The sequence below is a fragment of the Rhodopseudomonas palustris BisB18 genome (assembly GCF_000013745.1).
Taxonomy (GTDB): Bacteria; Pseudomonadota; Alphaproteobacteria; order Rhizobiales; family Xanthobacteraceae; genus Rhodopseudomonas_A; species Rhodopseudomonas_A palustris_F.
In genome coordinates this window covers 1,914,032-1,938,134 of the sequence record NC_007925.1, presented here as the reverse complement: position 1 = coordinate 1,938,134, position 24,103 = coordinate 1,914,032, and the positions used below count along the sequence as shown (strand labels likewise).

Genomic DNA, 24,103 nt, shown 5'->3' with positions numbered 1-24,103 from the left:
CCGGACCGGGTCACGCTCAATCTGGAGTTCAGCCGCGCACGCTGAGCGCCACGCCGACGCCGCGCTGCTGCGGCCCCCACGCCGACGGCGCGTTGGCATTGGCCTCGAGTTCGTTGATCAGCCGATCGGCGTCGGCGGCGAGACCATCGGGGGCCTGCAGCACCAGCCGCTCCAGCGCCCAGCGATACGACGCCACCCGGCGATGCAGGGATTGCTGCACCCACTGCACGATCAGCGCGTTCTCTTCCATCCGCGCCACCGCGTCGGCGCGCTCGCGCGCCGACAGGTCGGAGATGAATTTCAGGCTGGCGTTGCGCTTCTTGTCGAGCTCGACGACCTTGGCGCCGCTGGATTGGAACGGGTCGAGCCGCAACAGATCGTTGCGCACGTCGTCCATCAGTTGGGCGTAGCGCGAGGTGTGCGAACGATGCGGCTCGTCGATCAGCATCCGGCCATAGGCGGTGCGGTCGAACACCGGGGTCTGCCGCCACGGCGAGGCGATCGCACTGTAGTCGCCGAACACGCTCTTCCAGGCCGGGCGCGAATGCGGCGGCTCGATCAACGGATAGGCGAAGTCGCGCAGCGACCGTTCGTTGTCGGTCAATTGGAATTCGGAGGCGCGCAGCCCGACGCTGCCGGTGACTTCGGTGCCAAGCCAACGATGCATATCGTCGCTGCGCATGTCTTCGCGGGTGCGGCCGAAATCGCCGCCGCTGCAGCCGCACAACGTCGCCGTCAACAACGCTCCCGTCAGCAACCGTAACGCCACGCCTTTGGAACTCACAGCCATCGCGGATCGCGGCCTGAACATCGCATCCGCTCGAATCACGAACGTGCGCGGCGCCGCCGGCGCCGTCCCGGCGCCGCTCCCTGTTCCGGCCCGCCGCCGTCCGTGGTCTCGCTGTGACGCTCGATCCGGACCACCGGAAGGATCAGCACCGTCGCTTCTGTGTCGCGCGGAGCCACGGCCATGGTTGAACCCAGCCGTCGCGATGTCGCTTCCGCTGGAAATGCAATGATCGTGCCCATGTCAGTTCTTTCCGCGCCCTTTCCTGGTGATTTGGCCGGCGCACGGTCATTAAGAACAGGCATGGTTAATGGCGTCTTAACACCAACCGGTCGTCGCACGCCTCGGTTGCGTGGATTCGCCGCGCCCGCCCGGCCCCGTTCTCCGGAACGTTGCCGTCCGGGCCCGGTTTTCACCCGTGGCTGTCAGCCATGGACATCATGTCCCGAATAACAACAGGGAGACCGACATGAACTGGATCGTCGCGGCGACGCTAGCAGGACTGATCGCAGCCGGATCGGCCACGGCGGCGCGGGCCGAGCAGCCCGGCGCGGACTGGATGCCGGCCGAACAGGTCAAGCAGAAGCTGATGCAGTCCGGCTATACGCAAATCACCGACTTGAAGGCCGACGACGGCCGCTGGGAAGGCGAAGGCGTCAAGAACGGCAAGAAGATGGACTTCCACGCCGATCCGAAGACCGGCGCCATCACCAACGAGAAGCTGGACGACTGAGCCGGCACTTAGCTCATCGCTCATCGCAGCGCCGATTGCCGGCCCCCTGGTGCGGCGATCGGCGCTGGAGCGCGTCGGCATCGCGCCGCACGCGTTGCTGGAGACGGGTTAGGGGTTAACGAAGCGTTGCCCTTAACGCGCTGTTAAAGCAACCGGGATAGGTTGAATCAAATTCATCCCATCACGCGTAGCGTTGACATGACCGCACCTCCGATGTTTCCCGGTTTCGACGGACTGATGACGTTGTCGCGCCGCGAAGGCGTCGACATTCGTCCGACGCTGTTGCGGGTGCTGACCGATCTGTACGTGCAGACCAGCGTGCATAGCGCGGATGAGGAACGTCAGTTCGTCGAGCTGACCTCGCGGCTGATCGATCAGGTCGACGATACGACGCGCGCTGCGGTGCGCGCCCGGCTGTCGATCTATCCGCACACGCCGAGGCCGATCGCCCAGCGGCTGGGGCTGCTGCCGGTCGATCGGGACGAGCTGCCGCTGGCCCGCGCCATCGCGCAGACCGTCTCGCCGCCGCTGGTGCCGGAGCCGCGGCCGCCGAGCGCCGCCGAGCAGCGGCTGACGGCGCAGCTGACGATGCAGCCGAACGACGCCGCGCAGATCAACGACATGTTCTTCGCCGCCAACGCCAACGAGCGCGCGCGGATACTGCACAATCTCGCCGATACGCCGTTGCGGCCGGCGGCGCGGATCTACAGCGTGCGCGCCGCGCGGGCGATCCAGACCCTGGAAAACGCGGCCTACGCCGCCGATACCGATAGTTTCACCCGCGAACTCGGCGACGCGCTGATCCTGCCGTTTCGCGTTGCGACCCAGGTGGTCAACGATCCGGGCGGCGAGCCGATGGCCTGCGCCGCCAAAGCGCTGGCGATGCCCGGCGAGGTGTTCGAGCGCGTGCTGATGTTCCTCGATCCGACGCTGGGCGCTTCGGTCAACCGGGTGTACCGGCTGTCGCGGCTGTACGACAACCTCAGCGAACGCGCGGCGTTGATCATGCTGGCGGCATGGCGCGGCACCGCGGTCGCGGTCACCCGCGCGAAGTATCGCCCGGCGCTGTACGAGGACGAACGCCAACGCGCCCGCGCCGCGCAGCCGCAGCCGCGGCCGCTGCAGCAGCCCGGCGTGGCGGCGGCGCGTAGCTCGTCGAAGTAAGCGCACGGTGAAGTGGTTCACTTTGACCTGATCCGACGTCGCCCCAAGGGTAACGTCGTCATTCCGGGGCGCGAGTTCGTCAGAACGAGCGAACCCGGAATCTGCCGCGCGTTCAAGAGACCTGCAACCCGGTCGCGAGATTCCGGGGGCGCTCGCAGCTTCGCTGCTCGCGCCCCGGAATGACGGCGCGTTAGGAAAATGCGCAGCGACCCGATTTGAATATCCGGCGTTGCTTCGGCAGGGCGCAACAGCTCTGCCTTTGGCAGATCGCTAGCCCTTCGCCAGATCGAGGAAGTGCCGTCCGGCCTTGTCCTCGATCTCGACGATCCAGACGTCGGGATCGAACTTGATCTCGCGGGTCAGCCGGTCTTCGACCGCCTGCTCGGCCACCGGCGCCGGCGTCGCGGCGGCAAACACCCGCTCGATCGGCCGGCTGTCGTCATAGGCGGTTTGCGGCGCCGGGGTGAACAGCATGGCGTTGCCGTTCAGCAGCGCCAGCTTGACGAACACCGCGCCGGCCTCCTCCGCGCCGCGCCGACGCACCGCGCCGAACACGCCTTCGGTCTGGCAGCGGCGCAAATACGCCGCCACCCAAATGCTGCTCTTCAATCTCATGGAACGACGTTACGGGTGTTGCGCCGGCGCGGCAATGCTACTCGATCGGCCGGCCGGTCATCGCCGACAATTCGCGCACCAGACGATCCGAGATCTGCCCGGTGACCGGGATCTTGCGGTCGCGCTCGAATTTCTGGATCGCCGCCTGGGTGTCGGAGCCGACGGTGCCGGTCGGCTTCAATTGGCCGTAGCCATATTCGGTCAGCGCGCGCTGCACCTGCGCGATGCGGCGCGACGAGGTGATCAGATCGCCGAGCGGATCGCTACGGGTTGCTGCCGGCACCGGCGCCGGGGGGCGCGGCACCGCCGAAGCGGCGGCCGCGGCGGGCGTCGCGGTCGATACCGGCGCTGTGGTCTTGGTCGGGCTGGCGAACAGATCCACCGCACGGCCGTCGGCGGATTTCGCCTCCGCTCGTTCGGCGGCCTTCAACTCGTTGGGGCGCGGTTCAGCCAAGCGGCCGGCGGCGTCAGCCGGGCGCGGACGCGGCAGCAGATTTGCGACCGAGGGCGGCAGGCTCGGCGCCGTCATGCTGCTGCCGAACATCGGCGACGGATGCCGGCCTGCCTGCATGAACAGCGCGTTGGTGATGATGGCGATCACCGCCGCCGACGCGAACATCGCCGCGACCAAATCCTTCGGGCTGTGCAGCAACAGCCGCATCGTCAAGCCGCGTTCCTGTTCGGCGTCGATTGCGACCGCGCGGCCGCGACGAGGAATTTGATTGTCGTTTCTGTCGGCTTTCCTAGGCACTCTTCTTCACCTGTCGATCCTGCGGCTGGCTCTCGTTCTGAGCAGCCATCTGCGGTGCCGGACTGAGCACCGCGATGTTGGTCTTGTCCTGCGGCCGCGTGAATGCCAAGGGCAGCATCACCGTCACCGTGGTTCCTTCGTCGAGCTTGCTCTCGACGCTCATCTCGCCGCCGTGCAGCGCCACCAGGCTCTTGACGATCGACAGCCCGAGGCCGGTGCCCTCGTGACGCCGATGATAGCTCTTGCTGGCCTGGAAAAACGCCTCGCCGATTCGCTTCAGATCGTCGGCGCCGATGCCGACCCCGGTGTCGCTGACGCGCAGCGCGAGCCTGGCGCCCTCGACCGCCGCCGACACCGTGACGGTGCCGCCGCGCTCGGTGAACTTGATGGCGTTGGAAACCAGATTGAGCACGATCTGCTTGAACGCGCGCGGATCGCCGGTGAGCTGCGGCAGGTTCTCCGGCGCGCGGGTGACCAGATCGACTTCGTTCTCGCGCGCCTTCAGCGCCAACAGGTTGCAGCAATTCAGCAGCGCCGGCCTCGGCGCGAACGGCTCCGGCAAAATCTCGAACTTGCCGGACTCCATCTTCGACATGTCGAGGATGCCGTTGACCACCGACAGCAGATGTTGCCCGGAATCGTTGATCAGCTGCGCGTATTCCTTGCGGCGCGCCGCGCTGATCATCAGCACGTCTTCCTGCACGATCATCTCGGAGAAGCCGATGATGGCGTTGAGCGGCGTGCGCAGCTCGTGGCTCATGGTGGCGAGGAAATGGCTGCGCGACGCATCGGCGCGTTCGGCCGCGGCGCGCGCCAGTTCGAGCGCCTGCTCCTGCTCCTTGCGGTCGGTGACGTCGCGCATCACCGCGACGACCTCGGCTTCCGACGTGGCGTTCTTGGCGGACGGCTCCAGCGGCCGGCAGCGCATTTCCAGCCAGATGAAATCCGCGGTGTTGCAGCGGCCGCGGTCGCCGCGCGGGACATCGCGACGAATCCGGAACTCGACGCTGCGTGCTTCGCCGCCACGCCCGGCGTCGGACAACGCGGTGAGAAACGCCGGGCGATCGGCGACGTGCACGCGATCGAACAGGCCGTGGCCGAGCAGCCGCGACACCGGCACGCCGAGCAGCGGCTCGGCGGCGGGCGAGACGAACAGCACCGCGCCGTTGCGGGCGTGGCGCGAGATCACGTCGCTCATGTTGCGGGCCAACAGCCGATAGCGATCCTCTTCGTCGTACAGCAATGCGACGCTGGTGCGCGCCAGCGATTCCGTGCCGTAAGCCAGGCCGCAGGCATAGAGCAGCGCCGAGGCGATGCCGATCGCCATCATCGTGCCATGGCTGGCGGAGGCCTGCGACACCGGCAGCGCCTCGAAATGATTGAGTGCGATCAGCGCCGCCGCGCAGCCGAGCGCCAGCGCAGAGGCGAACGCCACCACGCGGCGCGACGCCGACAGCGCCGCTTCGAGCGGAATCACCACCAGCCAGATCGCCGCGAAGGATTCGATGCCGCCGGTGTTGATCGCGACCGCCATGATCAGTCCAGCCATCGCCAGCGCCGAGAGAATGTTGGCGCTCTCGTAGCGCCCGGTGCGCGACAGGAAATAGGACAACAGGATCGGCGCGATCAGCCAGGCGAACGCCGCGACCTCAAGGCCGGCCGGGGCGCCGTGGATCGCCAGATAGACCGGAAACGCCGCCAGCGCCGCGAGGCTGCCGAACAGCCGCGGCGCGATGAATGCGCGATGCCGGGCGCTGATCAGCGCGTCGTAGCGCGCCGACGGGTGCAACAGCGTATCCAGGCAATCGCGGATGATGGTCGACACGGTCACGTTGCTTGCGCCTCGGCTTGCTCGTCACGACTGACGCGCCGGAACGCCCCCTTATCGTTTGCGCCAAAGTGTCAGACCTAAATTAAGCGAACGCTAAGGCACACCCTGCGCTCGCGAGGCAACGCCGGTTGTGCTCAGTTTGATGCGCGATGAGCGGTCCATTCGGCGCGGATGGTGAACGACAGGTTTCCACCGCGGCGCCAACATGGTTTCGAATTGGTGCATGCCGCGTAGCTGCGACGACGCAGCAGCAATGGAAAATTTACGCCAATTTTGAATCGAATGCGGAACTGCTGGATTTGCCGACAATTTGAAGCATCCGACTCACCAGCCATTCAGCGACGCCTGCTAACTTCGCGTCGATTGCGAGGACAATCGCAACGGGGTGATTGGTCGACGGGGTCGCGTGATGTTTTTCCTGCTTCGTATGGCGTTCTGGCTCGGGCTGGTGCTCGTGCTGCTGCCAAGAGAGAAGACACCTGAGTCTGACAAGCTGCCGCAGCTCGGCGCCTCCGAGGCGGTGACCGCCGCGAGCGCCGCGGTGTCCGACATGAGCCAGTTCTGCAAGCGGCAGCCTGCCGCCTGCGAGATCGGCGGCCAGGCCGCCACCGTGATTGGCCAGCGCGCCACCGAAGGCGCGCGCAAGATCTACCAGATCATCATCGAGAAGCGCGGCAACGACGACAAGCGCGGCAACGACCACACCGGCTCGATCAACGCCGTGGCGAGCGCCGACGAAACGCACCAGGACACGCTGGCGCCGGACGATCTGGTGACGGAATGGCGGTTGTCGCCGCCCGAAACCACTGCCGCCAATTAGAGCATCCGCCGCCCAGCCGCGCCGCAAGCTGCCCGCGGCGCGAGCCACTGGCCTCCCGATCGCGCAGCCGCATGGCCGCCCGGTTCCCGCCAAGGCGCAATTTCGCCGCTCGCCGTCGATATCGCTTTCGAGGCCGCGCGATCCCATATATCTGTCGGGTTCCATGCTCGCGCGCGCTGTGGCTCAGCTGCGGAACGGCGAGCGGCCGCAGCTGAATGGACACGACGCGATGACGATCGACGAGATCCGAGAGAATTTCGCACTGCTCGATGAATGGGACGACCGCTATCGCTACGTCATCGAACTCGGCCGCATGCTGCAGCCGATGCCGGAATCCGAACACAACGCCGCCAACAAAGTCTCCGGCTGCGCCAGCCAAGTCTGGCTGTCGCGCAAGCTCGAGCGCGACGCCAATGGCGAACCGAAGCTCAGCTACCTCGGCGACAGCGACGCGCATATCGTGCGCGGCCTGATCGCGATTCTGCTGACGCTGGTGTCGGGTCGCTCGCCGCAGGATATCCTCGCCGCCGAGCCGCTCGCGGTGTTCGACGAACTCGGCTTCCGCGAACATCTGACGCCGCAACGCTCCAACGGATTGCGTTCGATGGTCGAGCGGATCCGCCACGACGCCCGCGACACCCTCGCCGCCTCCACCTGATCAGCCGGCGCTGAAACCGGCGTCGTCGGCCATCCAACTGCGCAGCCGCGCCGCGGCGGCGCCGGTGGCCTGGTCGTCGAGGCCGTAGTGCCGCGCCAGCCGATCCAGCGCCAGTTGCAGCACCACCTTGGCTGAGCGCGACGGCCAGCCACGTTGGCTCTCGACCTCTTCGAGGCCGCGCAGAAAACAGCACACGTCCATCAGCAGCCCGGCGAATTCCGGCCCGCAAGCCTGCAGCGCCGCGCGCAGCCGCTGCCGCGACGCGATCACCACATCGGTCATCTCGCCGCCGCCGCCGCCCGCGGCACGCTGCCGTCCGCTCGGCGCATCCCAGTTCGATGTCACCCGCGGCGTCAATTGCCCGCGGGTGAAATCGGCGCGCAGCTTTTCGCCGGCGATGAATTGCGTCGGCGTGATCATGGCGCGGCCGTCGCGGCCCTTGCGGCGGGCGAGCCAGGCCAGCGGGCTCTCGCCGTCGTTCACCGTCACCTTGGACAACCCCGCTGCGGTCATCACCTCGCGGCGCGCCAGTTCCAGATGCCGGGCGCGAAAGCCGTCGATCGCCTCGCCGGCCTCCGCTGTCGCAGCGGACCGCGCGGCCTCGGCGGCGTGGCGCGCGGGCTTGCGGTTGCGGTCCGTCATCGTCGCGCCCCCGCGGCGCGGCGGCTTGCGGCCGGTTCGGGCGTTGCGGTGCCGCAGATCCGTTCCAGCGTGGCCAGCCGGCCATCCATCCAGACGTCGTCGCGGCTGTCCTCAACCACCCGGCAGGCATGCGCCACGGTGGTGCGATCGCGGCCGAACAGCCGGCCGATCGCCTCGAAGCTCAGTCCGAAGCCGATATGGCTGAGATACATCGCGATCTGGCGGGCCAGTGCGATGCGCGGCGAACCGCGCGGCGCGCCGGTCAGCAGGCTGACGCTCAGCCCGAAATCGGCGGCGACGCAGGCCACCACCCGGCGCACGATCTGATCGGGCGATGGCGGCTGGCCGGGCGGCGCGGACGATGGTGCAATCGCGCAGGGCGTGTCGAGCATGGTCGGACCTTTCTAGGAATATTTTCCTACATCCTAGTCGGCCTGGCAATCCCCGGGGATAGCAATCCTCGAAATTATTCGGCGGCGGCTTGCCGCCCGCGGCGCGGCAGCGACCAAGGGCGGTCCCCGCCCCGGCCGCCTTGCCTATTTGCCGCGGCGGCGGCGCTGCTGGCCGAGCCCCATCTTCTTGGCGAGCTGCGAGCGCGCCACGGCATAGTTCGGCGCCACCATCGGATAATCCGGCGCCAGGCCCCATTTGTCGCGGTATTGCTCCGGCGTCATGTTGTATTGGGTGCGCAGATGCCGCTTCAGCGATTTGAAGCGCTTGCCGTCCTCCAGACAGACCAGATAATCCGCGGTCATCGATTTCTTCAGCGACACCGCAGGTTTCGCCGGCTCCGGCGGCGGCTCGACGCGGCCGGCCGAAACCCGGACCAGGGCGGCGTGAATCTGGCCGATCAAACCCGGCAAATCCGCCGCCGGTGTCGGGTTGTTGCTCACATAGGCGGACACGATGGTTGCCGTGAGATCGATGAAGCTCTTACCCGTGCTGTCGGTCATGACCTGAAACTTTGCTGACGCCTGAAACTTTGCCGACGCCTGATCTGTGGAAACGGTGGCGAGAAGTCGCAAAGGCCCGGCGCCCCGAGGCATGCCCGGAACGGACCAAGATACCACGACCGGCGCTTGCAGATCGCGTCCTTTACTCGTCGATTATTGGCGATTGCTTTGCGCAAAACAAGAACAACGCTGCCATGCGGTGGCTTTATTTCGATTTGCAAGTGTTGCGCAATAAACCGCCGGTCAACTGCGTTGGTCGAGATGCGACCGCAGCTCGTCGATCGAGGCGAAGCGCATCTTGCCCTCCGGCATCTCGGCTTCGATCGATCCGTCTGAATATAACGAATAGCCCATCCCATCAACCACGCCGGACTTCAGCACGGTGACCTGCGGCGCCTCATCCGGCTCATCGGACACGGGCGCGGCCGGCTCGCTGGCCGCGGTCGGATCGTGCGCCTCGGCGCCCGGGAACAGCCGGGCGCGGAGCGGCTCGGGGCGGGCGCGCTCGGTTTCCGGCCAGGCTTCTTCGAACGTGGCGCGGCGCGGCTCGTTCGCCAACAGCGGCAGCTCCGGCAGCGCGGAGCCTCCCGCCTCGGCCGCCTGTTCGGCGCGCGCCGCGCGTTCGCGCTCGCGGCGGCTGGAGGCGAACAGCAGGTTGCGGCGCTGCTTTTGCGTCGAATCGCTCGGCGGCGCCGGTTCGGTTTCAGCCTCGGGCTCGGGCTCGGGCTCGGGTTCGGGGTCAGCGGATCGGGTCGGCGGCGGGCTGCGCGTCCGGCCGCGATCCCCTGCGATCTCGTCCCGCCACGGCGGCGGCGGCGAGGACTCGGCGGGAGCCGCGAATTTCTCCGCCGCCGAACGCTCGCTGCCGCGCGCGGAACTCGCCTCCGTCGCGCCGGAGCTGTCCGGGCGCTCATGCGCCGGCCGGTCGCGGCTGAACAGGAAAGTCTCGCCGTCGCCCGGCGTATGGTCCGGCGCCGGAGCCTCCAGCGGCGGCAGCCGTCGCGCCGCGTGAGCCGCGTTGTTGGAATGCGGCGCAGCGGCGGTGGCGGCGGGGGCGCCCGATACGGCTGCGCGCAGCGCATTTACCGCCGCACGCATTCCGAGCATGAGCGCGCCGGTGGACGCCACGATGGTGCCGCACAGGATCATCGTGTTGCCGAAGCTGAATTCCTTGACTGGGATACCGAACGCGATCGCCGCGAGGCCGACGAGGAGCAGGCCAATTCCGGCCGTCAACAGCAAAATCATTCTCAACTCCACGCCGCCGACGCTCCCCGAGCGACCGCCATTGCCAAGATAACGTCATATGGCGCGGGTCGCCAACCTGCAATTGCTGCTGTGGCTTTCGAACAACTTGTTGTCTTCAGCTGGCGTTCATCAGATGTCGGCTATGAAAAACCCCAAGTTCACCGGCGTCTCACGCTTTTGCATGGCACCATGCGAAGGATAAATTGCGCCGTAATTGCAAATTACTTGGTGACGGAAATGGGCTATAGACGCCCCGGGAATGGGCCCGACGCACCAGAATGTTGGGTCACTGCGACGCTGGGTTAATCAACGGTCATGTCAGCCATAACGACTTCTTCCTTCGATACGCCCGTGCGGCGCTCGGCGGAACGAACTTGCGACGACCTTTCGATCGCGGCGTTGGCCGTGGTCAGCCTGATCGCAGGGCTGACATTTCGCGACTACGGGCTGGGCTGGGACGATTACACCCACGCCGAATACGCCGATCTACTGTTGCGAATGTACGGCTCCGGCTTCCGCGATACCGCCGCGCTATCGTTTGCCAATTTATACATGTATGGCGGCGGCTTTGATATCGCAGCGGCGCTGCTGCACAAGATCATTCCGCTGGAATTGTTCGAAACCAGGCGGCTGCTCGGCGCGGTGGTCGGCGTCATCGGCTTGGCGGTGACCTGGCGGCTGGCGCGCCGGGTCGGCGGTCCGTTCGCCGGGCTCGCGGCGCTGTTGCTGCTGGCGCTGTGCCCGACCTTCTACGGCCACATGTTCATGAATCCGAAGGATGCGCCGTTCGCCGTGGCGATGGTGATCCTGATGCTCGGCCTGGTTCGCCTCGCCGAAGAATATCCCCGGCCCTCGCCGCACACCGTGCTGATCGTCGGGCTCGGCGCCGGGCTGTCGATCGGCTCGCGGATCCTCGGCGGTCTGGCGCTGGTCTATGCGCTGATCGGCTTCGTGCCGCTGCTGATTGAGGAAGTCCGCAGCAACGGCCTGCGCGAAGCCGCGCGCCGGTTTGCCCAGATGAGCTACGCGCTGATCCCCGGCCTGATCTTCGGCTACTTGGTGATGGGGCTGATCTGGCCGTGGTCGATCATGGAGCCGGCCAATCCGCTGCGCGCCCTGACCTATTTCTCGCATTTCTTCGAAAAGCCCTGGAAAGAGATGTTCGACGGCGCGCTGGTGTCGGTGCCGGACATGCCGTGGTCCTACCTGCCGACGCTGTTCGCGCTGCAACTGCCGGAAGTGCTGCTTGGGCTGGCCGCCGGCGGCGTGGTGATGACCATCGTGGCGCTGTCGCGCGACACCGTGACGCCGCGGCGCAAGACCATCCTGCTGATGCTGACGGTGGCGGCGACGCTGCCGCTCGTCATCGCCATGGTGAAACGCCCGGCGCTGTACAACGGCATCCGGCATTTCATCTTCGTGATCCCGCCGATGACGGTGCTGGCCGGCGTCGCTTTAGCGCGGTTGATGGATTGGATCGGCGCCCGCCACCTCGGCTCGCAGGCCGCGGCGGTGGCGATCTTCGCGTTCGGGCTGATGCTGCCGTTGGCCGAAATGATCCGGCTGCATCCCTATCAATACACCCACTTCAACCACGTCGCCGGCACCGTGCGCAGCGCCGAATCGCTGTTCATGCTGGACTATTGGGGTCTAGCGCTAAAGCAGGCCTCGGACGCGCTGCGCGACGAAATCGCCGAGCGCGAGGAAGTGCCGCCGCGCGGGCGCAAGTGGAAGGTCGCGGTGTGCGGCCCGCAGCGCCCGGCGCAGGTTGCGCTGGGGCCGGACTTCACCATCGGCTGGGACAGCCACGCCGCCGACTTCGCCATGACGCTCGGCGAATTCTACTGCAAAGGCCTGACCGCGCCGATCATCGCCGAGATCAAGCGCGACGACGTGGTGTTCGCGCGGGTCTACGACATCCGCAGACAGAGCATCTCCAGCCTGTTGTCGATCCCGGCGCCATAGCGACGTCAGCGGCCGGAATTGAAACGCCGGCGATTTTGCTGTAGCTTCAGGTCACATCCCTCTGCACATCGATCCAAACGCCGCCCAATCCCGGGCGGCGTTTTTGGTCGTCCGTGAAGATCCCGGACACGCGCCGATTTAGGCGTATTGCATCGATCCGATGACGCGGTAGAGCGCGGCGAATAGGGCGCGCAAAAGCCGCTCGAACCATCGCAGCAGCAGGTGGAAGTTGAAGCCGGCGGCGGCGAGGACCGGGTTGATGCGGTCGCCATCGCGTCCCTTGAGATAATTGCGGCCCATGCGGTGGTCGGCCTTGAGATGACCGATCACCGGCTCGACCGCGGCGCGGCGTTTCATCTCGCGGCGAATGATTTTGGTGACGCGGCGGACTTGGCCGGAGATCCAGACCTTGAAGCGGTTCGGATAGTTGTGGCCGCGATAGCCCTTGTCGACATGGATGCGTTCAACCACGACGCCGGTCTGGGTTTGCAGATCGGCGATGACCGGGTCGAGGGTGTGGCCGTCGAACGGATTGCCGTGCAGCGCCTTGGCGTGCAGCACGAACTGGCCGCCCTTCGGCGCGGTGACCGGGGTGATCACCGAGACCTTGCAGCCGAACTCGTATGGCTTTCGCGCCTTGCCCTTGCCGATGCATTCGACCTCCGGAGCGTGCAGCGCATAGACCTTCTGGCCGCGCTGGCGATGATCCTGCTGCATCACCCGAACCGCGAGATCGAGCAGCGGCGCGAAGCGATTTTCAAGCGCGGCGTTGCCCTCGATCTTGCGGCGGATGTCGCGGATGATCCGCCCGAGCCTGGTGCGCAGGAATTTCAGTGCGCGATGGGCGCGCTTGAACTGATGCGCGTGGGTGTAGCGCCCGACCATGATCGCGGCGCGCTTGGCGAGCCGCAGATAGCTTTGCCGCAGCGCCACGCCCTCGCGCTTGGCCAGATCGACCAGATTCTGGATCGCCCGGTGGGTGAGCCGGGCGTCGGTCGGATGCGCGATCGCCTTCTCCTGCACGGTGGTGTCGACCACCACCCGCTGCAGATCCTTGGTCTGCAGCGCGCCGGCGCGATGCGCCACCGAAAGGCTCTCCTGCAACAGCGCCGCGAGTTGCTCTTCGCCCAGCCGCTTGCGCCAGCGGCTCAGCGAGGAGCGGTCGAACGGCAGGTCGTGGCGGAACACCACCTCGCCGCAGAAGAACTGGAAATACGGGTTCTCCACCCAACGCGCGCACAGCACCTCGTCGCTCAAATTGTGCATGTGCTTGAGGATCAACAGGCCGGCGATCAGCCGGGTCGGCAATGGCGGCTGGCCCGGCCCCGGCCGATACACCGCGCCAAACCGCGTGGCCAGGAAATCCCAGTCGATCTCTGCCGCCAGCCGCACCAACGGATGCCCGAGATCGATGATCTCTTCCAGCGCCGGCCGGAACATCTCGGCCTGACGATCGTCGCGCGGCTTGCTCATCGCCCCCTCCATGCCAGCAAAACGCCGCCCAAAGGAACCACAAACCGCCCAAAATGAGAATCCCAAAACGCAGGAAAACCGCAGTCAACCCACCGCTTTCCTGCAAAATCGAAGACTTGCACGAACTCGATTAGCCCGAAAAATCAGGCGCTTCCGAATTGTTCACGGACGACTTTAGAGCCTACAGGTGGAGGCAAAGAACCCAAAGTTGATTTCAAGATAGTGCGGGCCTCTCCCGAAGCCGTTTGTCTTGCTTCAATTCATTTGAAACTAACGTTTCCAAGTTGATGTAGACAGCATAGTAAATCTCGATAATGGGCACGCCAATGCCGGCCGTCCATCTGATAATTTTTCCAGTTTCCTTGTCCTTTCGGCGCCCCTTCTCGAAAAAGTCACGATACCTAAGAGGCGAAATCCCAAGAAAAGGCGTGAATTTGACCTTTGCTATCTCTTCATCACCCTCAATTTCGATGGAGTCTGAGTGCAATTCACGAGCATAGCTTTTCGGATAGGGCTCGAGGAATACAACGGTGTCTATGCCAGACGCCACAATGTGCTTCGCGCAAATATGACAAGGAAAAGTCGTGCAGAATAGCGTTCCAGATTTTATTTTGATGCCGAGGCGCGCAGCATCAGTTATCGCAGACATCTCAGCGTGTATCACCCTTCCGAATTCGAGAAGGTCCATTACTTTAGATTTTCGCAGGGCATCATCTTGCATGATGTCTCTCACGGCCGCTATCGAGTTTATTTGTTCTGCAAGCTTCTTGCGCTCGAATAGGGTCTCCAAGATGTCGTGCAATATCTCTCGCTTGATCCTCTCGTTCGGATCTTCGCCCAAGGCAAAGTCTCGACGATCCTCTGATCCGTCGGACCAGTAACTACCTCCCCCATACTTTGGAACTTCATTGCATCCAAGGGTGGCAACCTCTCCGCTTGCCCTGAAGATCGCCGCACCAACTTGGCGGGACAGGTCGCCTGATCTGAGGGCAGCTGACTTCGCAAGATACATCCCGTATTCGTGATGGTCTGGCGTCAGAGAATTATCTCCAAAAATCAGATTGACAAATCTCTTGATCATCGCCTCGCAGTTCTTTCGGTTCACCCCATCAACGAAGACGTCTCCAAGGGGGAAAGTTTCGCGAATTTGCTGCCCGTAAGGCTTATCGGCCTCCTGATAGTCTTTCGCCATCAGGGAGATGGCTTGACATTCAGCCTCACTATCTTCGAGTCCTCCGAAATTGGACGCTTTAATTTTTTTCTTCAAAAGCAATTCTCGCTCCGCTGGCGAACTATATGCGGATATCTGGAAAAACAGCTTTCCGTATACCTGCCTTAACAGCCCAATCTCTTTCGGCCGTTTGAACTGCCTGATAAGATAGGCTTGTTTTGGAATCGGTAGCTGCAAACGTTCTTGGAGAAGCCTAGCATCAGAGGGCAGTTTCTCGGCGGCTCTCTCTGCAAGTTCCCGATTCAATCTTTCTCTGACCGATTGAATTGCGGTGATTGCGATCGCGGCCAGAGCATCTTCTCGTTCAATTCGACTGCAAATCTCATCAGCGTATTCGATGCGGGAATTTATTCTATCTAGATAGGTCTCATTCTTTAAAACGAGGTTAGACGGAACGTCTTGCATGATTTCGGTAATATGAATAGGAAAGGCGCTGTATTTCTGAAGCGTAAGTTCAGTACTCAGAACCTCCATGATCATATCGAGATCGACGCCAACTGGCGCCACCAGTCCGAAAAACAGCTCTGGATGAGCGATCCTTTTTACACTCACGCCTTTTCCCCAGCCAATATTATAGATACACTTTATTAACCAAATCGGTTGCACTTGAGAGTGAATGGGCGTCTCTTTAGTGAGAGAGTCGCCTACAATCATCTGTATGGAACTCTAGCTGAGACCATGGAGGGTTGTACAATGTCAATTTGTATTCGACTTGAGTCGGGGTGGTTGCTGAGGCAGTTGGAATCCGCAGCGCAACGTGCAAACGACCTTCCATATTGGCTAACGCAGCCAAATAGATCACCTGAAGATATTCAGCCACTCGATCCAGCGGACACAGACCGACCGCGCCCCATAATTGAACCCGTAAATGGACTCTAGGACGAGTTGTTTTTAATCAATTCTGTGACCCACGCGCTGAACTGAAATCTCACTGCCCCCCTCGCTTACTTCGGCGCCTCCGCCAGCGCCGCCAAGATCCGCACCCATGAGCGGATGCCCTTGTGGAAGCTTTTGACGTCGTACTTCTCGTTCGGCGAATGGATGTTGTCGTCGTCGAGCCCGAAGCCGACCAGCAGCGTATCGACGCCGAGGATGCGCTTGAAATCCGCAACGATCGGAATCGAGGCGCCGGAGCCGACCAACAGCGCGTCCTTGCCCCATTCGTCGGTCAGCGCGCGCTGCGCCGCGGCGAGCGGCTTCATGCCCCAGTCGAGCGCGATCGCCGGCGCGTTGGAGTGATCGAGAAACTCCGCCTTGCAATCCTTCGGCAGCCGCGCGGTGACGTAGGCGCGGAACGCGTCGCGGATTTTTTTCGGGTCCTGGCCATCGACCAGCCGGAACGACACCTTGGCCGACGCATGCGCCGGGATCACCGTCTTCGAGCCCTCGCCGATGTAACCGCCGACGATGCCGTTGATGTCGCAGGTCGGCCGTGACGAGATCTGCTCGATCAGCAGCCGGTCGGTCTCGCCGGCCGGGATCGACAGCCCGATCGGCTTCAGGAACGACTCCGCGGTGAGGTCGAGCTTCTTCCACTGCGCCAGCACCTCGGGCGGCACGTCTTTGACGCCGTCGTAGAAGCCCGGAATGGTGATGTGGCCGTTGTCGTCGTGCAGGGCGCCGAGAATCCGCGTCAGCACCCGGATCGGGTTCTGCGCGCCGCCGCCATAGATGCCGGAATGCAGGTCGCGATCCGCCGCCTTGATGATCACCTCTTCATAGACCAGCCCGCGCAGTGAGGTGGTGATCGCCGGCGTATCGCGGTCCCACATCCCGGTGTCGCACACCAACGCGTAGTCCGCGGCGAGATCTTTCTTATGCTGTTCGAGGAACGGCACGAAATTCTTCGAGCCGACCTCTTCCTCGCCCTCGATGACAATGCTGAGATCGATCGGCAAAGCGCCGGCGACGGATTTCCACGCCCGGCAGGCTTCGATGAAGGTCGAGAGCTGGCCCTTGTCGTCCTGCGCGCCGCGCGCCACGATGATCTTGCGGCCGTCGGCGTGATCGGCGATCACCGGCTCGAACGGCGGCCGATGCCACAGGTTCAACGGATCGACCGGCTGCACGTCGTAATGGCCATAGAACAAGGCGTGCGGGCGATCACCCGTATTGCCGTTGCCGCGCGCCACCACCGCCGGATGCCCGCCGGTCGGCCGCACCTCGGTGGTGAAACCGAGCGTCGCGATATCGGCGGCCAGATGCGCTGCCGCGGCCTTGCAGTCGTCGGCGAACGCGGCGTCGGCCGAGATCGATTTGATCCGCAGCAGCGCGAACAAGCGCTGTACGCTGGCGTCGAAATCGGCGTCGACTCGCGCGAGCACGGACTGCAGTTGCGACGGTTCGGTCATTTGCTTACTCCTGTTGAAATCTAGCGCCGCAGCAGACTGCCGAGCGCGCCGCGGACGATGGCGCGCCCGACCGAGCCGCCGAGCGACCCACCAAGCGATTTGCCGAGATCCGCCATCACGCCGCCGACCACCTTGTTAGTTACGGTGCGGGTGACGTCGCGCGCGATCACCTGCCCGGTGGAGCGTTTGCCGCGCGGTACGTTGCTGCCGAAAATGGTGCCGACGATGGCGCCGAGTTGTCCCAGCACGCTGCCGTCGCCGCCGGCTTCGGTGGCGGCGGCGCTGCCGCCGACGCGCTGCTGCAGCATTTCATAAGCGGATTCCGAATCCACCGCGGTGTCGTATTTGCCCTTCACCGGGCTCGCATCGATGATGGCCTTGCGCTCGTCCGGCGTGATCGATCCGATCCGCGCCGAGGGCGGCCGCACCATGATGCGCTCCACCATCGCCGGCGTGCCGTTGCCTTCGAGGAACGACACCAGTGCCTCGCCCTTGCCGAGTTCGGTGATCACTTGCGCGGTGTCGAGCTTCGGATTGGGGCGGAAGGTCTCTGCCGCGGCGGCGACCGCCTTCTGATCGCGCGGCGTGAACGCACGCAACGCGTGCTGCACGCGGTTGCCGAGTTGCGCCAAAACCTTGTCCGGCACGTCGATCGGATTCTGCGTCACGAAGTAGACGCCGACGCCCTTCGATCGGATCAGCCGCACCACCTGCTCGACCTTGTCCATCAATCCCTTCGGCGCGTCGTTGAACAACAGATGCGCCTCGTCGAAAAAGAACACCAGCTTCGGCTTCGCCAGATCGCCGGCCTCGGGCAATTGTTCGTAAAGTTCCGACAACATCCACAACAGGAAGCTGGCATAGAGTTGCGGCGACTGCATCAATCGGTCCGCCACCAGGATGTTGATATTGCCGCGGCCGTCGCGATCGGTGCGCATGAAATCCTTCAGCGCCAGCGCCGGCTCGCCGAAGAATTGCGCGGCGCCCTGATTTTCCAACACCAGCAATTGCCGCTGAATGGTGCCGACGCTTTGCTTGGAGACATTGCCGTATTGCGTGGTCAATTCGGCGGCGTGCTCGGCGATGAACGACAGCATCGCGCGCAGGTCTTTCATGTCGAGCAGCAACAGCCCCTGCTCGTCGGCAACCCGGAACGCGATGTTGAGCACGCCTTCCTGCACATCGTTGAGGTCCATCATCCGCGACAGCAACAACGGGCCCATTTCAGACACAGTGGCTCGCACCGGATGACCCTGCTCGCCGAACACGTCCCAAAACACCGTGGTGAACTGGTCGGGCTGAAACGCGAGCCCCATCGCTTTGGCGCGCTGCAAAATAAAGTCTTTAGCCTCACCGACCTGGGAGATTCCCGAGAGGTCGCCCTTGATGTCGGCGGCGAACACCGGAACTCCGGCGCGCGCGAAGCCTTCCGCCATCACCTGCAGCGACACCGTCTTTCCGGTTCCGGTGGCGCCGGTGACCAGACCGTGGCGATTGGCGAGCGCAAGCCTGAGCCAAGCTATCTCGGTTATCTTGCCGATGAAAATCGCTTCGTCGGTATCTTCGATACCACTCTTGGTGCTCGCCATGGTCTCGCATCTCCGCGTGTATGGCTGGTCGCCGAACACCATCATTCTAACGTAGGCGCATGTGGTGCGAAACCGTTCTGATCGACGCGGGTTATCGACCGACATTCTGCGCGACGCAGCCGAATCGGTTTGGCGATCTTGCATATGTATGAAGACGGACCGAGAGGTGTGCACAATTTGAGTGAATCGTGCATTCGTCTCTTGCAATGTTGCAACACTCGCCGCGCGATGCAGTGAGAATCACCTCGCGCGGTCGCGGATCGCTTGTAATTCAGCGCACGTCGGACCAAGATCATTTCAACAGAAGGATCCGGCAAACAACCGGGTGAGGCGGGGCGCGATGGACGAACTGATTGACAGGCTGACCTCAAAGGTCGGCCTCGAACGAGATGTGGCCGGCAGAACGGTCGGCATCATTCTCGGATTTCTCCGAAGCGAAGGCCCCCCCGACAAAGTTCAAGCGTTGATCGACACCATTCCGGGCGCCGAAGCGGTGATCGAGCCGATGGGCTCGAGCAAGGGGTTCGGCAAGTTGCTCGGCGGCGGCGTCATGGCGCTCGGCGCCAAGCTGATGGGCCTCGGCCTCGGCGTGACTGAAATCCAAAACGTCGCGCGTGAATTGTTTAGATTTGGCCGCGATAAGATCGGCGCCGACCAGATGGGCGAGATCATCGCAGGGACACCCGGTCTCAATAAATTCTCTTGAACCTTTGTATCTCCGAGTGTCATGACATATTCGATTAACAAGATTGACGGCATCACCGCCTACGCAGCGACGAAACTGAAATCGGTCGGGATTCGCACCACGGAAGCGCTGCTCGAGGCGGCGCACACCGTGAAAGGCCGCAAGGCGCTGTCCGCCAAGACCGGCATTCCCGAACAGCAATTGCTGGAATGGGCCAACATCGCCGACTGCATGCGGATTCCCGGCATGGGCAAGGCCAAGGCGCAACTGCTGCGCGCCTCCGGCGTCTCGACGCTGCGCGAATTCACCCTGCGCAACCCGTCACGGCTGGCGCAGAACATGAAAGAGGCCAACACCAAGCGCAAGCTGGTCCGCGTGCTGCCGTCGGAAAAATCCGTCGGGCAATTGATCGAGCAGGCGCGCAAGCTGCCGCTGAAGATCTCTTATTAGTAGCGGCTGCGCTCGACAACGCTACCGCGCGCGAAGCTTCCCTTCTAACGTTCCAGTTGCGACTCCCGTGTCCCGGACGCGGTGCCGCGCCTTAGCGCGGCGCCGCGAGCCGGGACCGTTTCAAACACCGCGTTCCGTAATGGCCCCGGATCTGCAGCGCACCACGCCGCTTCGCGGCGCGCTGCACTGCGTCCGGGGCACGTTCCTCGTTCTCTAGCTCTTGCTGATGCGGCCCGCCCCTCCACCAGCCCCACAGCGCACCAACTTGACTCCGCGCCACGGACCGCGCAAAGCCTGCGCATGATCGCGACGACGACGAGGCCCGCCGCAGCGGCCGCACCGCCAGGTCATCCGCTGTTACAGAATTTGCTCGCGCGGCCGGTGGCGGCCGTGATGGGCGTGCTCAACGTCACCCCGGATTCGTTCTCCGATGGCGGCCGCTTTCTCGCGCCCGACGAGGCGCTGGCACAGGCCGCGAAACTGATCGCCGACGGCGCCGACATCATCGACATCGGCGCGGAATCCACCCGCCCCTATGGCTCGCAGCCGGTCTCCGCCGCGGAAGAGATCGCGCGGTTGCGCCCGGTGCTGGCGGACGTCGTGGCGCTCGGCACCCCGGTGTCGATCGACAGCATGAAGGCCGAGGTGGTGGCGTTCGCCTTCGAGCAAGGCGTGGCGATCGCCAACGACGTCTGGGGGCTGCAGCGCGATCCGCAGATGGCCGGCGTGATCGCCGAACGTGGCGCGCCGGTGATCGTGATGCACAATCGCGACGCGGTCGATCCGGCGCTCGATATTCTCAAAGACATCGCCGAATTCTTTGCCCGCTCGCTGGAGATCGCCGCCAAGGCCGGGATTCCGCAAAGCCACATCGTGCTCGATCCCGGCATCGGCTTCGGCAAGACGCCGGAACAGAGCCTGGCGACCTTGGCGCGGCTCGACGAACTCAGCGTATTCGGCCTGCCGCTGCTGGTCGGTGCCTCGCGCAAGCGCTTCATCAGCACGGTGTCGCCGTCGGAGCCGCGCCAGCGGCTCGGCGGATCGATCGCCGCGCATCTGCTGAGCGCGCAACGCGGCGCCAAAATCATTCGCGCCCATGACGTCGCCGAGACCGTGCAGGCGCTCCGCGTGGCGCAGGCAATCGAGGACCGACGATGAACGACACCATCTTTATCAGGGGTCTGGTGATCCACGCCCGCCACGGCGTGATGGAGCACGAGACCGAGGTCGGGCAGCGCTTCGTCATCGACCTCGACCTCACCGCGGATCTGCGCGAATCCTCGCGCACCGACCGTTTGTCCGACACCGTGTCGTATTCCAACGTGGTGGCGAGCGCGACCGCGGCGTTCAAGACCACCAACTACCGGCTGTTGGAGCGCGCCGCCGGCGCGGTCGCCGACGCCATCCTCGCCGCCTTCCCGCGCATCACCACGGTGCGGGTCACCGTGCACAAGCCGCACGCGCCGATCGCCGCGATTTTCGACGACGTTGGCGTGATCCTGACCCGCAGCCGCGAGGCGCGCTCCGATGCCTGAGGCGCTGATCGCGCTCGGCGGCAATGTCGGCGACGTCCGCGCCACGTTTCGCCGCGCCATTCCGATGATCTGCGGCATGACGCAAGCCGCGCTGCTGGCGCGGTCGTCCGACTATGCCACCCCGCCCTGGGGCGAAGAGCAGCAGGACCGCTTCGTCAACGCCTGCATCGCCATCGACACCAGCCTCGATCCGCACGCGCTGCTGTTCAGCCTGCACAAGATCGAGCAGCGCCTCGGACGCGATCGCGCCAATGAGCGGCGCTGGGGCCCGCGCACCCTCGATCTCGACCTGTTGGCCTATGACGACGTCAGCATCGACCACGGCTTGCGGCTGCCGCATCCGCGGATGTTCGAGCGCGCCTTCGTGCTGGTGCCGCTGATGGACATCGCGCCCGACCAGTCGATCGGCGGCCGCACCCCGCGCGAAGCGCTGGCCGCGCTCTCGACCGACGGCATCGAGCGGCTGCCGGACTTGCACTGAGGCACGTGCCCCGGACGCAGTGCAGCGCGCCGCTCTTGCGGCGTGGTGCGCTGCAGAGCCGGGGCCGTTCGGATCGCAGCGCTTGGAATGGTCCCGGTTCTGCGGAGCAGCGCTTCACGCCGCGCCGCGCCCGGGACACGACAGACGCTTGCGCAACCATGTGGAATTGCGCCGCACCCTAGCCTTTTGGCCCGAAACAACCGTTTGGCTTGGCGCCCGCCCCGTGGCATTTTCCGCCCGCAACAACCATGACGCGCCCGGAGTTAGCTTTTACGATGCCCACCACAACCGACGACCTGCGGCTGGCGGCCGATTTCGCCCCGGCGACCTATGACGACTGGCGCAAGCTGGTCGACGGCGTTCTCAAGGGCGCGCCGTTCGAGAAGCTGGTCGGCAAGACCTATGACGGGCTGAAAATCGATCCGCTCTATCCGCGCGCGCAGGACGCCACGCCGATCGCCGGCCGCGCCGCAGCGGCGCCGTGGCAGATCATGCAGCGGATCGATCATCCGGACGCCGCCAAGGCCAACAAGCAGGCGCTGGACGATCTCGCCAATGGCGCCACCGGCCTAACCCTGGTGTTCGAAGGCGCCAATGGCGCGCGGGGCTTCGGCTTACCGGCGACGCAAGACAGCATCGCCACGCTGCTCGAAGGCGTCTATCTCGACGCTGGCATCGCCGTCGAATTGCAGGTCGGACCGCAGGCGCGGATGGCGGCGATCTATCTCGCCGAGCACATCAAGGCGGCCGGCACCGATCCGGCGACATGCGAGATCCGCTTCGGGCTGGATCCGATCGGCGCCTGCGCGGTGTGGGGTTGCAGCGCCTATAATTGGTGGGAGATCGCGCCGGCCTTCACCGACGCCATCAAGAAGCTCACCGACGCCGGCTTCAAGGGACCGTTCGCGGTCGCCGACGGCCGGGTGATCCACGACGCCGGCGGCTCCGAGGTGCAGGAGCTGGCCTATGTGCTGGCGGTCGCGGTCAGCTATCTGCGCGCGCTGGAAGATGCCAACGTGCCGCTCGACGCCGCGCGGTCGATGATTTACGCACGACTCAGCGCCGACGCCGATCAGTTCCTGACGCTGGCGAAATTCCGCGCGCTGCGGCTGTTGTGGGCGCGCGTCGAGGAAAGCTGCGGCCTTCAGCCAAAGCCGCTGTTCATCGCCGGCGAAACCGCGTGGCGGATGCTGACGCAGCGCGATCCTTACGTGAACATGCTGCGCAATACGGTTGCGACCTTCGCGGCCGGCCTCGGCGGCGCCAATTCGATCGCCGTGCTGCCGCACACCGCGGCGCTCGGATTGCCGGACGCCTTCGCACGCCGCGCCGCGCGCAATACCCAGCTGGTGCTGCTTGAGGAATCCAATCTCGACAAGGTGTCGGATCCGGCCGCCGGCTCCGGCGGCATCGAGGCGCTGACCAAGCAGCTCTGCGACGCCGCCTGGACGCTGTTCCAGGAGATCGAGAAGACCGGCGGCGCGTTCTTCGCGCTCGGCGAAAACCTGCTGCAGCCCAAGGTCGCGGCGACCCGCGCCGCGCGGCAGGCGGCGATCGCCAAGCGTCGCGACGTGCTGACCGGCGCCAGCGAATTCCCCAATCTGCACGAGGCCCGCGCCGCGGTGCTGAAGGTCAAGCCGGTCGAAGCCCAGCCCTACGGCAAGGACAAGATCAAGTTCAATCCGCTCGCCCCGATCCGGTTGGCGACGCCGTTCGAGGCGTTGCGCGACAAGTCCGATCATCTGTTGGCCCGCAAGGGTGCCCGGCCGAAAGTGTTTTTGGCCAGCCTCGGCACGCCCGCGGACTTCACCGCGCGCGCGGGCTTCGCCAAGAGCTTCTTCGAGACCGGCGGCATCGAAGCGATCGACACCGAAGGTTTCGCCGATCCCGCCGCGCTCGCCGGCGCCTACACCGCCTCGGGCGCTCCGCTGGTCTGCCTATGCTCCTCCGACAAGGTCTATGCGACCGCTGCAATCGACGCCGCCAAAGCCCTGCACGCCGCCGGCGCCAAGCATATCTATCTGGCAGGACGCCCCGGCGAGCAGGAGGCCGGCTATCGCGAGGCCGGGGTGACCGATTTCATTTTCGCCGGCGCCGACGCGCTGGCGATGCTGATCGATGCTTATCGGAGGCTGGAGTGA

At 64.6% G+C, this 24,103-nt stretch carries 25 protein-coding genes; 12 read left to right on the top strand and 13 right to left on the bottom strand.

Annotation, left to right across the window (positions count from 1 at the left end):
- Window positions 1–28 precede the first annotated feature (28 nt).
- Window positions 29–790 carry a hypothetical protein gene (locus tag RPC_RS08930; RefSeq protein WP_085978882.1) on the bottom strand — a complete coding sequence of 254 codons (762 nt, stop codon included), beginning with the start codon at window positions 788–790 and terminating at the stop codon, window positions 29–31.
- Between the two features lie 35 nt (window positions 791–825).
- Window positions 826–1,029 (bottom strand): hypothetical protein, encoded by a 204-nt coding sequence (locus RPC_RS08925; protein WP_041801591.1) that lies wholly within the window; start codon window positions 1,027–1,029, stop codon window positions 826–828.
- 227 nt (window positions 1,030–1,256) lie between these two features.
- Here RPC_RS08925 and RPC_RS08920 point away from each other — a divergent pair, with 227 nt between their 5' ends.
- Both RPC_RS08920 and RPC_RS08915 read left to right on the top strand, forming a co-directional pair.
- Entirely contained in the window at window positions 1,257–1,520 is a 264-nt protein-coding gene (locus tag RPC_RS08920; protein ID WP_011472246.1) for a PepSY domain-containing protein, read from the top strand.
- 198 nt (window positions 1,521–1,718) lie between these two features.
- Window positions 1,719–2,684 carry a DUF2336 domain-containing protein gene (locus RPC_RS08915; protein ID WP_041801590.1) on the top strand — a complete coding sequence of 322 codons (966 nt, stop codon included), beginning with the start codon at window positions 1,719–1,721 and terminating at the stop codon, window positions 2,682–2,684.
- Window positions 2,685–2,954: 270 nt separating this feature from the next.
- Here the strand turns inward: RPC_RS08915 and RPC_RS08910 are convergent, their stop codons facing one another.
- From RPC_RS08910 to RPC_RS08900, 3 genes are read right to left on the bottom strand one after another with little or no spacing between them, the layout of a single operon-like run.
- Window positions 2,955–3,299: a DUF1491 family protein gene (locus RPC_RS08910; RefSeq protein ID WP_011472244.1), complete on the bottom strand. Its 345-nt coding sequence runs from the start codon at window positions 3,297–3,299 to the stop codon at window positions 2,955–2,957.
- Between the two features lie 37 nt (window positions 3,300–3,336).
- A complete protein-coding gene (locus tag RPC_RS08905; RefSeq protein ID WP_011472243.1) occupies window positions 3,337–4,050 on the bottom strand; it encodes a peptidoglycan-binding domain-containing protein in 714 nt (237 codons plus the stop codon).
- Complete coding sequence (locus RPC_RS08900) at window positions 4,043–5,881, bottom strand: sensor histidine kinase (RefSeq protein WP_011472242.1); 1,839 nt, start codon at window positions 5,879–5,881, stop codon at window positions 4,043–4,045. The genes RPC_RS08905 and RPC_RS08900 overlap by 8 nt, the downstream gene beginning before the upstream one ends.
- Window positions 5,882–6,030: 149 nt before the next feature.
- Here RPC_RS08900 and RPC_RS26080 point away from each other — a divergent pair, with 149 nt between their 5' ends.
- From RPC_RS26080 to RPC_RS08890, 3 genes are all read left to right on the top strand, one after another.
- Window positions 6,031–6,195 (top strand): hypothetical protein, encoded by a 165-nt coding sequence (locus tag RPC_RS26080; protein WP_157043162.1) that lies wholly within the window; start codon window positions 6,031–6,033, stop codon window positions 6,193–6,195.
- Window positions 6,196–6,290: 95 nt separating this feature from the next.
- Window positions 6,291–6,701, top strand: coding sequence for a DUF5330 domain-containing protein (locus RPC_RS08895; RefSeq protein WP_011472241.1), 411 nt, complete (start codon window positions 6,291–6,293; stop codon window positions 6,699–6,701).
- A 229-nt stretch (window positions 6,702–6,930) separates the two neighbouring features.
- Entirely contained in the window at window positions 6,931–7,359 is a 429-nt protein-coding gene (locus RPC_RS08890; RefSeq protein ID WP_041802616.1) for a SufE family protein, read from the top strand.
- Here the strand turns inward: RPC_RS08890 and RPC_RS08885 are convergent, their stop codons facing one another.
- The 4 genes from RPC_RS08885 to RPC_RS08870 all read right to left on the bottom strand — a co-directional run bounded on the left by RPC_RS08885 (window position 7,360) and on the right by RPC_RS08870 (window position 10,202).
- Window positions 7,360–8,001, bottom strand: a complete 642-nt coding sequence (locus RPC_RS08885; protein ID WP_011472239.1) for a DUF6456 domain-containing protein — start codon at window positions 7,999–8,001, stop codon at window positions 7,360–7,362.
- A complete protein-coding gene (locus tag RPC_RS08880; RefSeq protein WP_011472238.1) occupies window positions 7,998–8,393 on the bottom strand; it encodes a helix-turn-helix domain-containing protein in 396 nt (131 codons plus the stop codon). Before RPC_RS08880 ends, RPC_RS08885 begins: the two co-directional genes overlap by 4 nt.
- 144 nt (window positions 8,394–8,537) lie before the next feature.
- A complete protein-coding gene (locus RPC_RS08875) occupies window positions 8,538–8,954 on the bottom strand; it encodes a MucR family transcriptional regulator (protein ID WP_011472237.1) in 417 nt (138 codons plus the stop codon).
- A 243-nt stretch (window positions 8,955–9,197) separates the two neighbouring features.
- Window positions 9,198–10,202 carry a hypothetical protein gene (locus tag RPC_RS08870; protein WP_011472236.1) on the bottom strand — a complete coding sequence of 335 codons (1,005 nt, stop codon included), beginning with the start codon at window positions 10,200–10,202 and terminating at the stop codon, window positions 9,198–9,200.
- Window positions 10,203–10,517: 315 nt separating this feature from the next.
- Between RPC_RS08870 and RPC_RS08865 the strand changes: the two genes are divergently transcribed.
- Window positions 10,518–12,167, top strand: coding sequence for a glycosyltransferase family 39 protein (locus tag RPC_RS08865; protein WP_011472235.1), 1,650 nt, complete (start codon window positions 10,518–10,520; stop codon window positions 12,165–12,167).
- Window positions 12,168–12,305: 138 nt separating this feature from the next.
- Here the strand turns inward: RPC_RS08865 and RPC_RS08860 are convergent, their stop codons facing one another.
- The 4 genes from RPC_RS08860 to RPC_RS08845 all read right to left on the bottom strand — a co-directional run bounded on the left by RPC_RS08860 (window position 12,306) and on the right by RPC_RS08845 (window position 18,811).
- Complete coding sequence (locus RPC_RS08860; RefSeq protein WP_041801588.1) at window positions 12,306–13,640, bottom strand: IS5-like element ISRpa8 family transposase; 1,335 nt, start codon at window positions 13,638–13,640, stop codon at window positions 12,306–12,308.
- A 214-nt stretch (window positions 13,641–13,854) separates the two neighbouring features.
- Complete coding sequence (locus RPC_RS08855; RefSeq protein WP_080507324.1) at window positions 13,855–15,525, bottom strand: anti-phage dCTP deaminase; 1,671 nt, start codon at window positions 15,523–15,525, stop codon at window positions 13,855–13,857.
- Between the two features lie 290 nt (window positions 15,526–15,815).
- Window positions 15,816–17,222, bottom strand: coding sequence for a M20/M25/M40 family metallo-hydrolase (locus tag RPC_RS08850; RefSeq protein ID WP_011472232.1), 1,407 nt, complete (start codon window positions 17,220–17,222; stop codon window positions 15,816–15,818).
- A gap of 20 nt (window positions 17,223–17,242) precedes the next feature.
- Window positions 17,243–18,811 (bottom strand): helicase HerA-like domain-containing protein, encoded by a 1,569-nt coding sequence (locus tag RPC_RS08845; protein ID WP_011472231.1) that lies wholly within the window; start codon window positions 18,809–18,811, stop codon window positions 17,243–17,245.
- A 340-nt stretch (window positions 18,812–19,151) separates the two neighbouring features.
- Between RPC_RS08845 and RPC_RS08840 the strand changes: the two genes are divergently transcribed.
- From RPC_RS08840 to RPC_RS08815, 6 genes are all read left to right on the top strand, one after another.
- The gene (locus RPC_RS08840) at window positions 19,152–19,517 is read left to right on the top strand and encodes a hypothetical protein (protein WP_011472230.1); all 366 of its coding nucleotides are present in this window, start codon (window positions 19,152–19,154) and stop codon (window positions 19,515–19,517) included.
- A gap of 21 nt (window positions 19,518–19,538) precedes the next feature.
- Entirely contained in the window at window positions 19,539–19,946 is a 408-nt protein-coding gene (locus RPC_RS08835) for a DUF4332 domain-containing protein (protein WP_011472229.1), read from the top strand.
- 300 nt (window positions 19,947–20,246) lie between these two features.
- Window positions 20,247–21,104 (top strand): dihydropteroate synthase, encoded by an 858-nt coding sequence (gene folP, locus RPC_RS08830; RefSeq protein ID WP_011472228.1) that lies wholly within the window; start codon window positions 20,247–20,249, stop codon window positions 21,102–21,104.
- A complete protein-coding gene (gene folB / locus RPC_RS08825; RefSeq protein ID WP_011472227.1) occupies window positions 21,101–21,481 on the top strand; it encodes a dihydroneopterin aldolase in 381 nt (126 codons plus the stop codon). The genes folP and folB overlap by 4 nt, the downstream gene beginning before the upstream one ends.
- Window positions 21,474–21,962 (top strand): 2-amino-4-hydroxy-6-hydroxymethyldihydropteridine diphosphokinase, encoded by a 489-nt coding sequence (gene folK / locus RPC_RS08820; RefSeq protein ID WP_011472226.1) that lies wholly within the window; start codon window positions 21,474–21,476, stop codon window positions 21,960–21,962. The genes folB and folK overlap by 8 nt, the downstream gene beginning before the upstream one ends.
- 275 nt (window positions 21,963–22,237) lie before the next feature.
- A complete protein-coding gene (locus RPC_RS08815; RefSeq protein WP_011472225.1) occupies window positions 22,238–24,103 on the top strand; it encodes a methylmalonyl-CoA mutase family protein in 1,866 nt (621 codons plus the stop codon).

Coding starts and splice junctions, on each gene's coding strand:
- RPC_RS08930 (WP_085978882.1), bottom strand. CDS start 790: ATGGCTGTGAGTTCCAAAGGCGTGGCGTTACGGTTGCTGACGGGAGCG.
- RPC_RS08925 (WP_041801591.1), bottom strand. CDS start 1,029: ATGGGCACGATCATTGCATTTCCAGCGGAAGCGACATCGCGACGGCTG.
- RPC_RS08920 (WP_011472246.1), top strand. CDS start 1,257: ATGAACTGGATCGTCGCGGCGACGCTAGCAGGACTGATCGCAGCCGGA.
- RPC_RS08915 (WP_041801590.1), top strand. CDS start 1,719: ATGACCGCACCTCCGATGTTTCCCGGTTTCGACGGACTGATGACGTTG.
- RPC_RS08910 (WP_011472244.1), bottom strand. CDS start 3,299: ATGAGATTGAAGAGCAGCATTTGGGTGGCGGCGTATTTGCGCCGCTGC.
- RPC_RS26080 (WP_157043162.1), top strand. CDS start 6,031: ATGAGCGGTCCATTCGGCGCGGATGGTGAACGACAGGTTTCCACCGCG.
- RPC_RS08895 (WP_011472241.1), top strand. CDS start 6,291: ATGTTTTTCCTGCTTCGTATGGCGTTCTGGCTCGGGCTGGTGCTCGTG.
- RPC_RS08890 (WP_041802616.1), top strand. CDS start 6,931: ATGACGATCGACGAGATCCGAGAGAATTTCGCACTGCTCGATGAATGG.
- RPC_RS08885 (WP_011472239.1), bottom strand. CDS start 8,001: ATGACGGACCGCAACCGCAAGCCCGCGCGCCACGCCGCCGAGGCCGCG.
- RPC_RS08880 (WP_011472238.1), bottom strand. CDS start 8,393: ATGCTCGACACGCCCTGCGCGATTGCACCATCGTCCGCGCCGCCCGGC.
- RPC_RS08875 (WP_011472237.1), bottom strand. CDS start 8,954: ATGACCGACAGCACGGGTAAGAGCTTCATCGATCTCACGGCAACCATC.
- RPC_RS08870 (WP_011472236.1), bottom strand. CDS start 10,202: ATGATTTTGCTGTTGACGGCCGGAATTGGCCTGCTCCTCGTCGGCCTC.
- RPC_RS08865 (WP_011472235.1), top strand. CDS start 10,518: ATGTCAGCCATAACGACTTCTTCCTTCGATACGCCCGTGCGGCGCTCG.
- RPC_RS08860 (WP_041801588.1), bottom strand. CDS start 13,640: ATGAGCAAGCCGCGCGACGATCGTCAGGCCGAGATGTTCCGGCCGGCG.
- RPC_RS08855 (WP_080507324.1), bottom strand. CDS start 15,525: ATGATTGTAGGCGACTCTCTCACTAAAGAGACGCCCATTCACTCTCAA.
- RPC_RS08850 (WP_011472232.1), bottom strand. CDS start 17,222: ATGACCGAACCGTCGCAACTGCAGTCCGTGCTCGCGCGAGTCGACGCC.
- RPC_RS08845 (WP_011472231.1), bottom strand. CDS start 18,811: ATGGCGAGCACCAAGAGTGGTATCGAAGATACCGACGAAGCGATTTTC.
- RPC_RS08840 (WP_011472230.1), top strand. CDS start 19,152: ATGGACGAACTGATTGACAGGCTGACCTCAAAGGTCGGCCTCGAACGA.
- RPC_RS08835 (WP_011472229.1), top strand. CDS start 19,539: ATGACATATTCGATTAACAAGATTGACGGCATCACCGCCTACGCAGCG.
- folP (WP_011472228.1), top strand. CDS start 20,247: ATGATCGCGACGACGACGAGGCCCGCCGCAGCGGCCGCACCGCCAGGT.
- folB (WP_011472227.1), top strand. CDS start 21,101: ATGAACGACACCATCTTTATCAGGGGTCTGGTGATCCACGCCCGCCAC.
- folK (WP_011472226.1), top strand. CDS start 21,474: ATGCCTGAGGCGCTGATCGCGCTCGGCGGCAATGTCGGCGACGTCCGC.
- RPC_RS08815 (WP_011472225.1), top strand. CDS start 22,238: ATGCCCACCACAACCGACGACCTGCGGCTGGCGGCCGATTTCGCCCCG.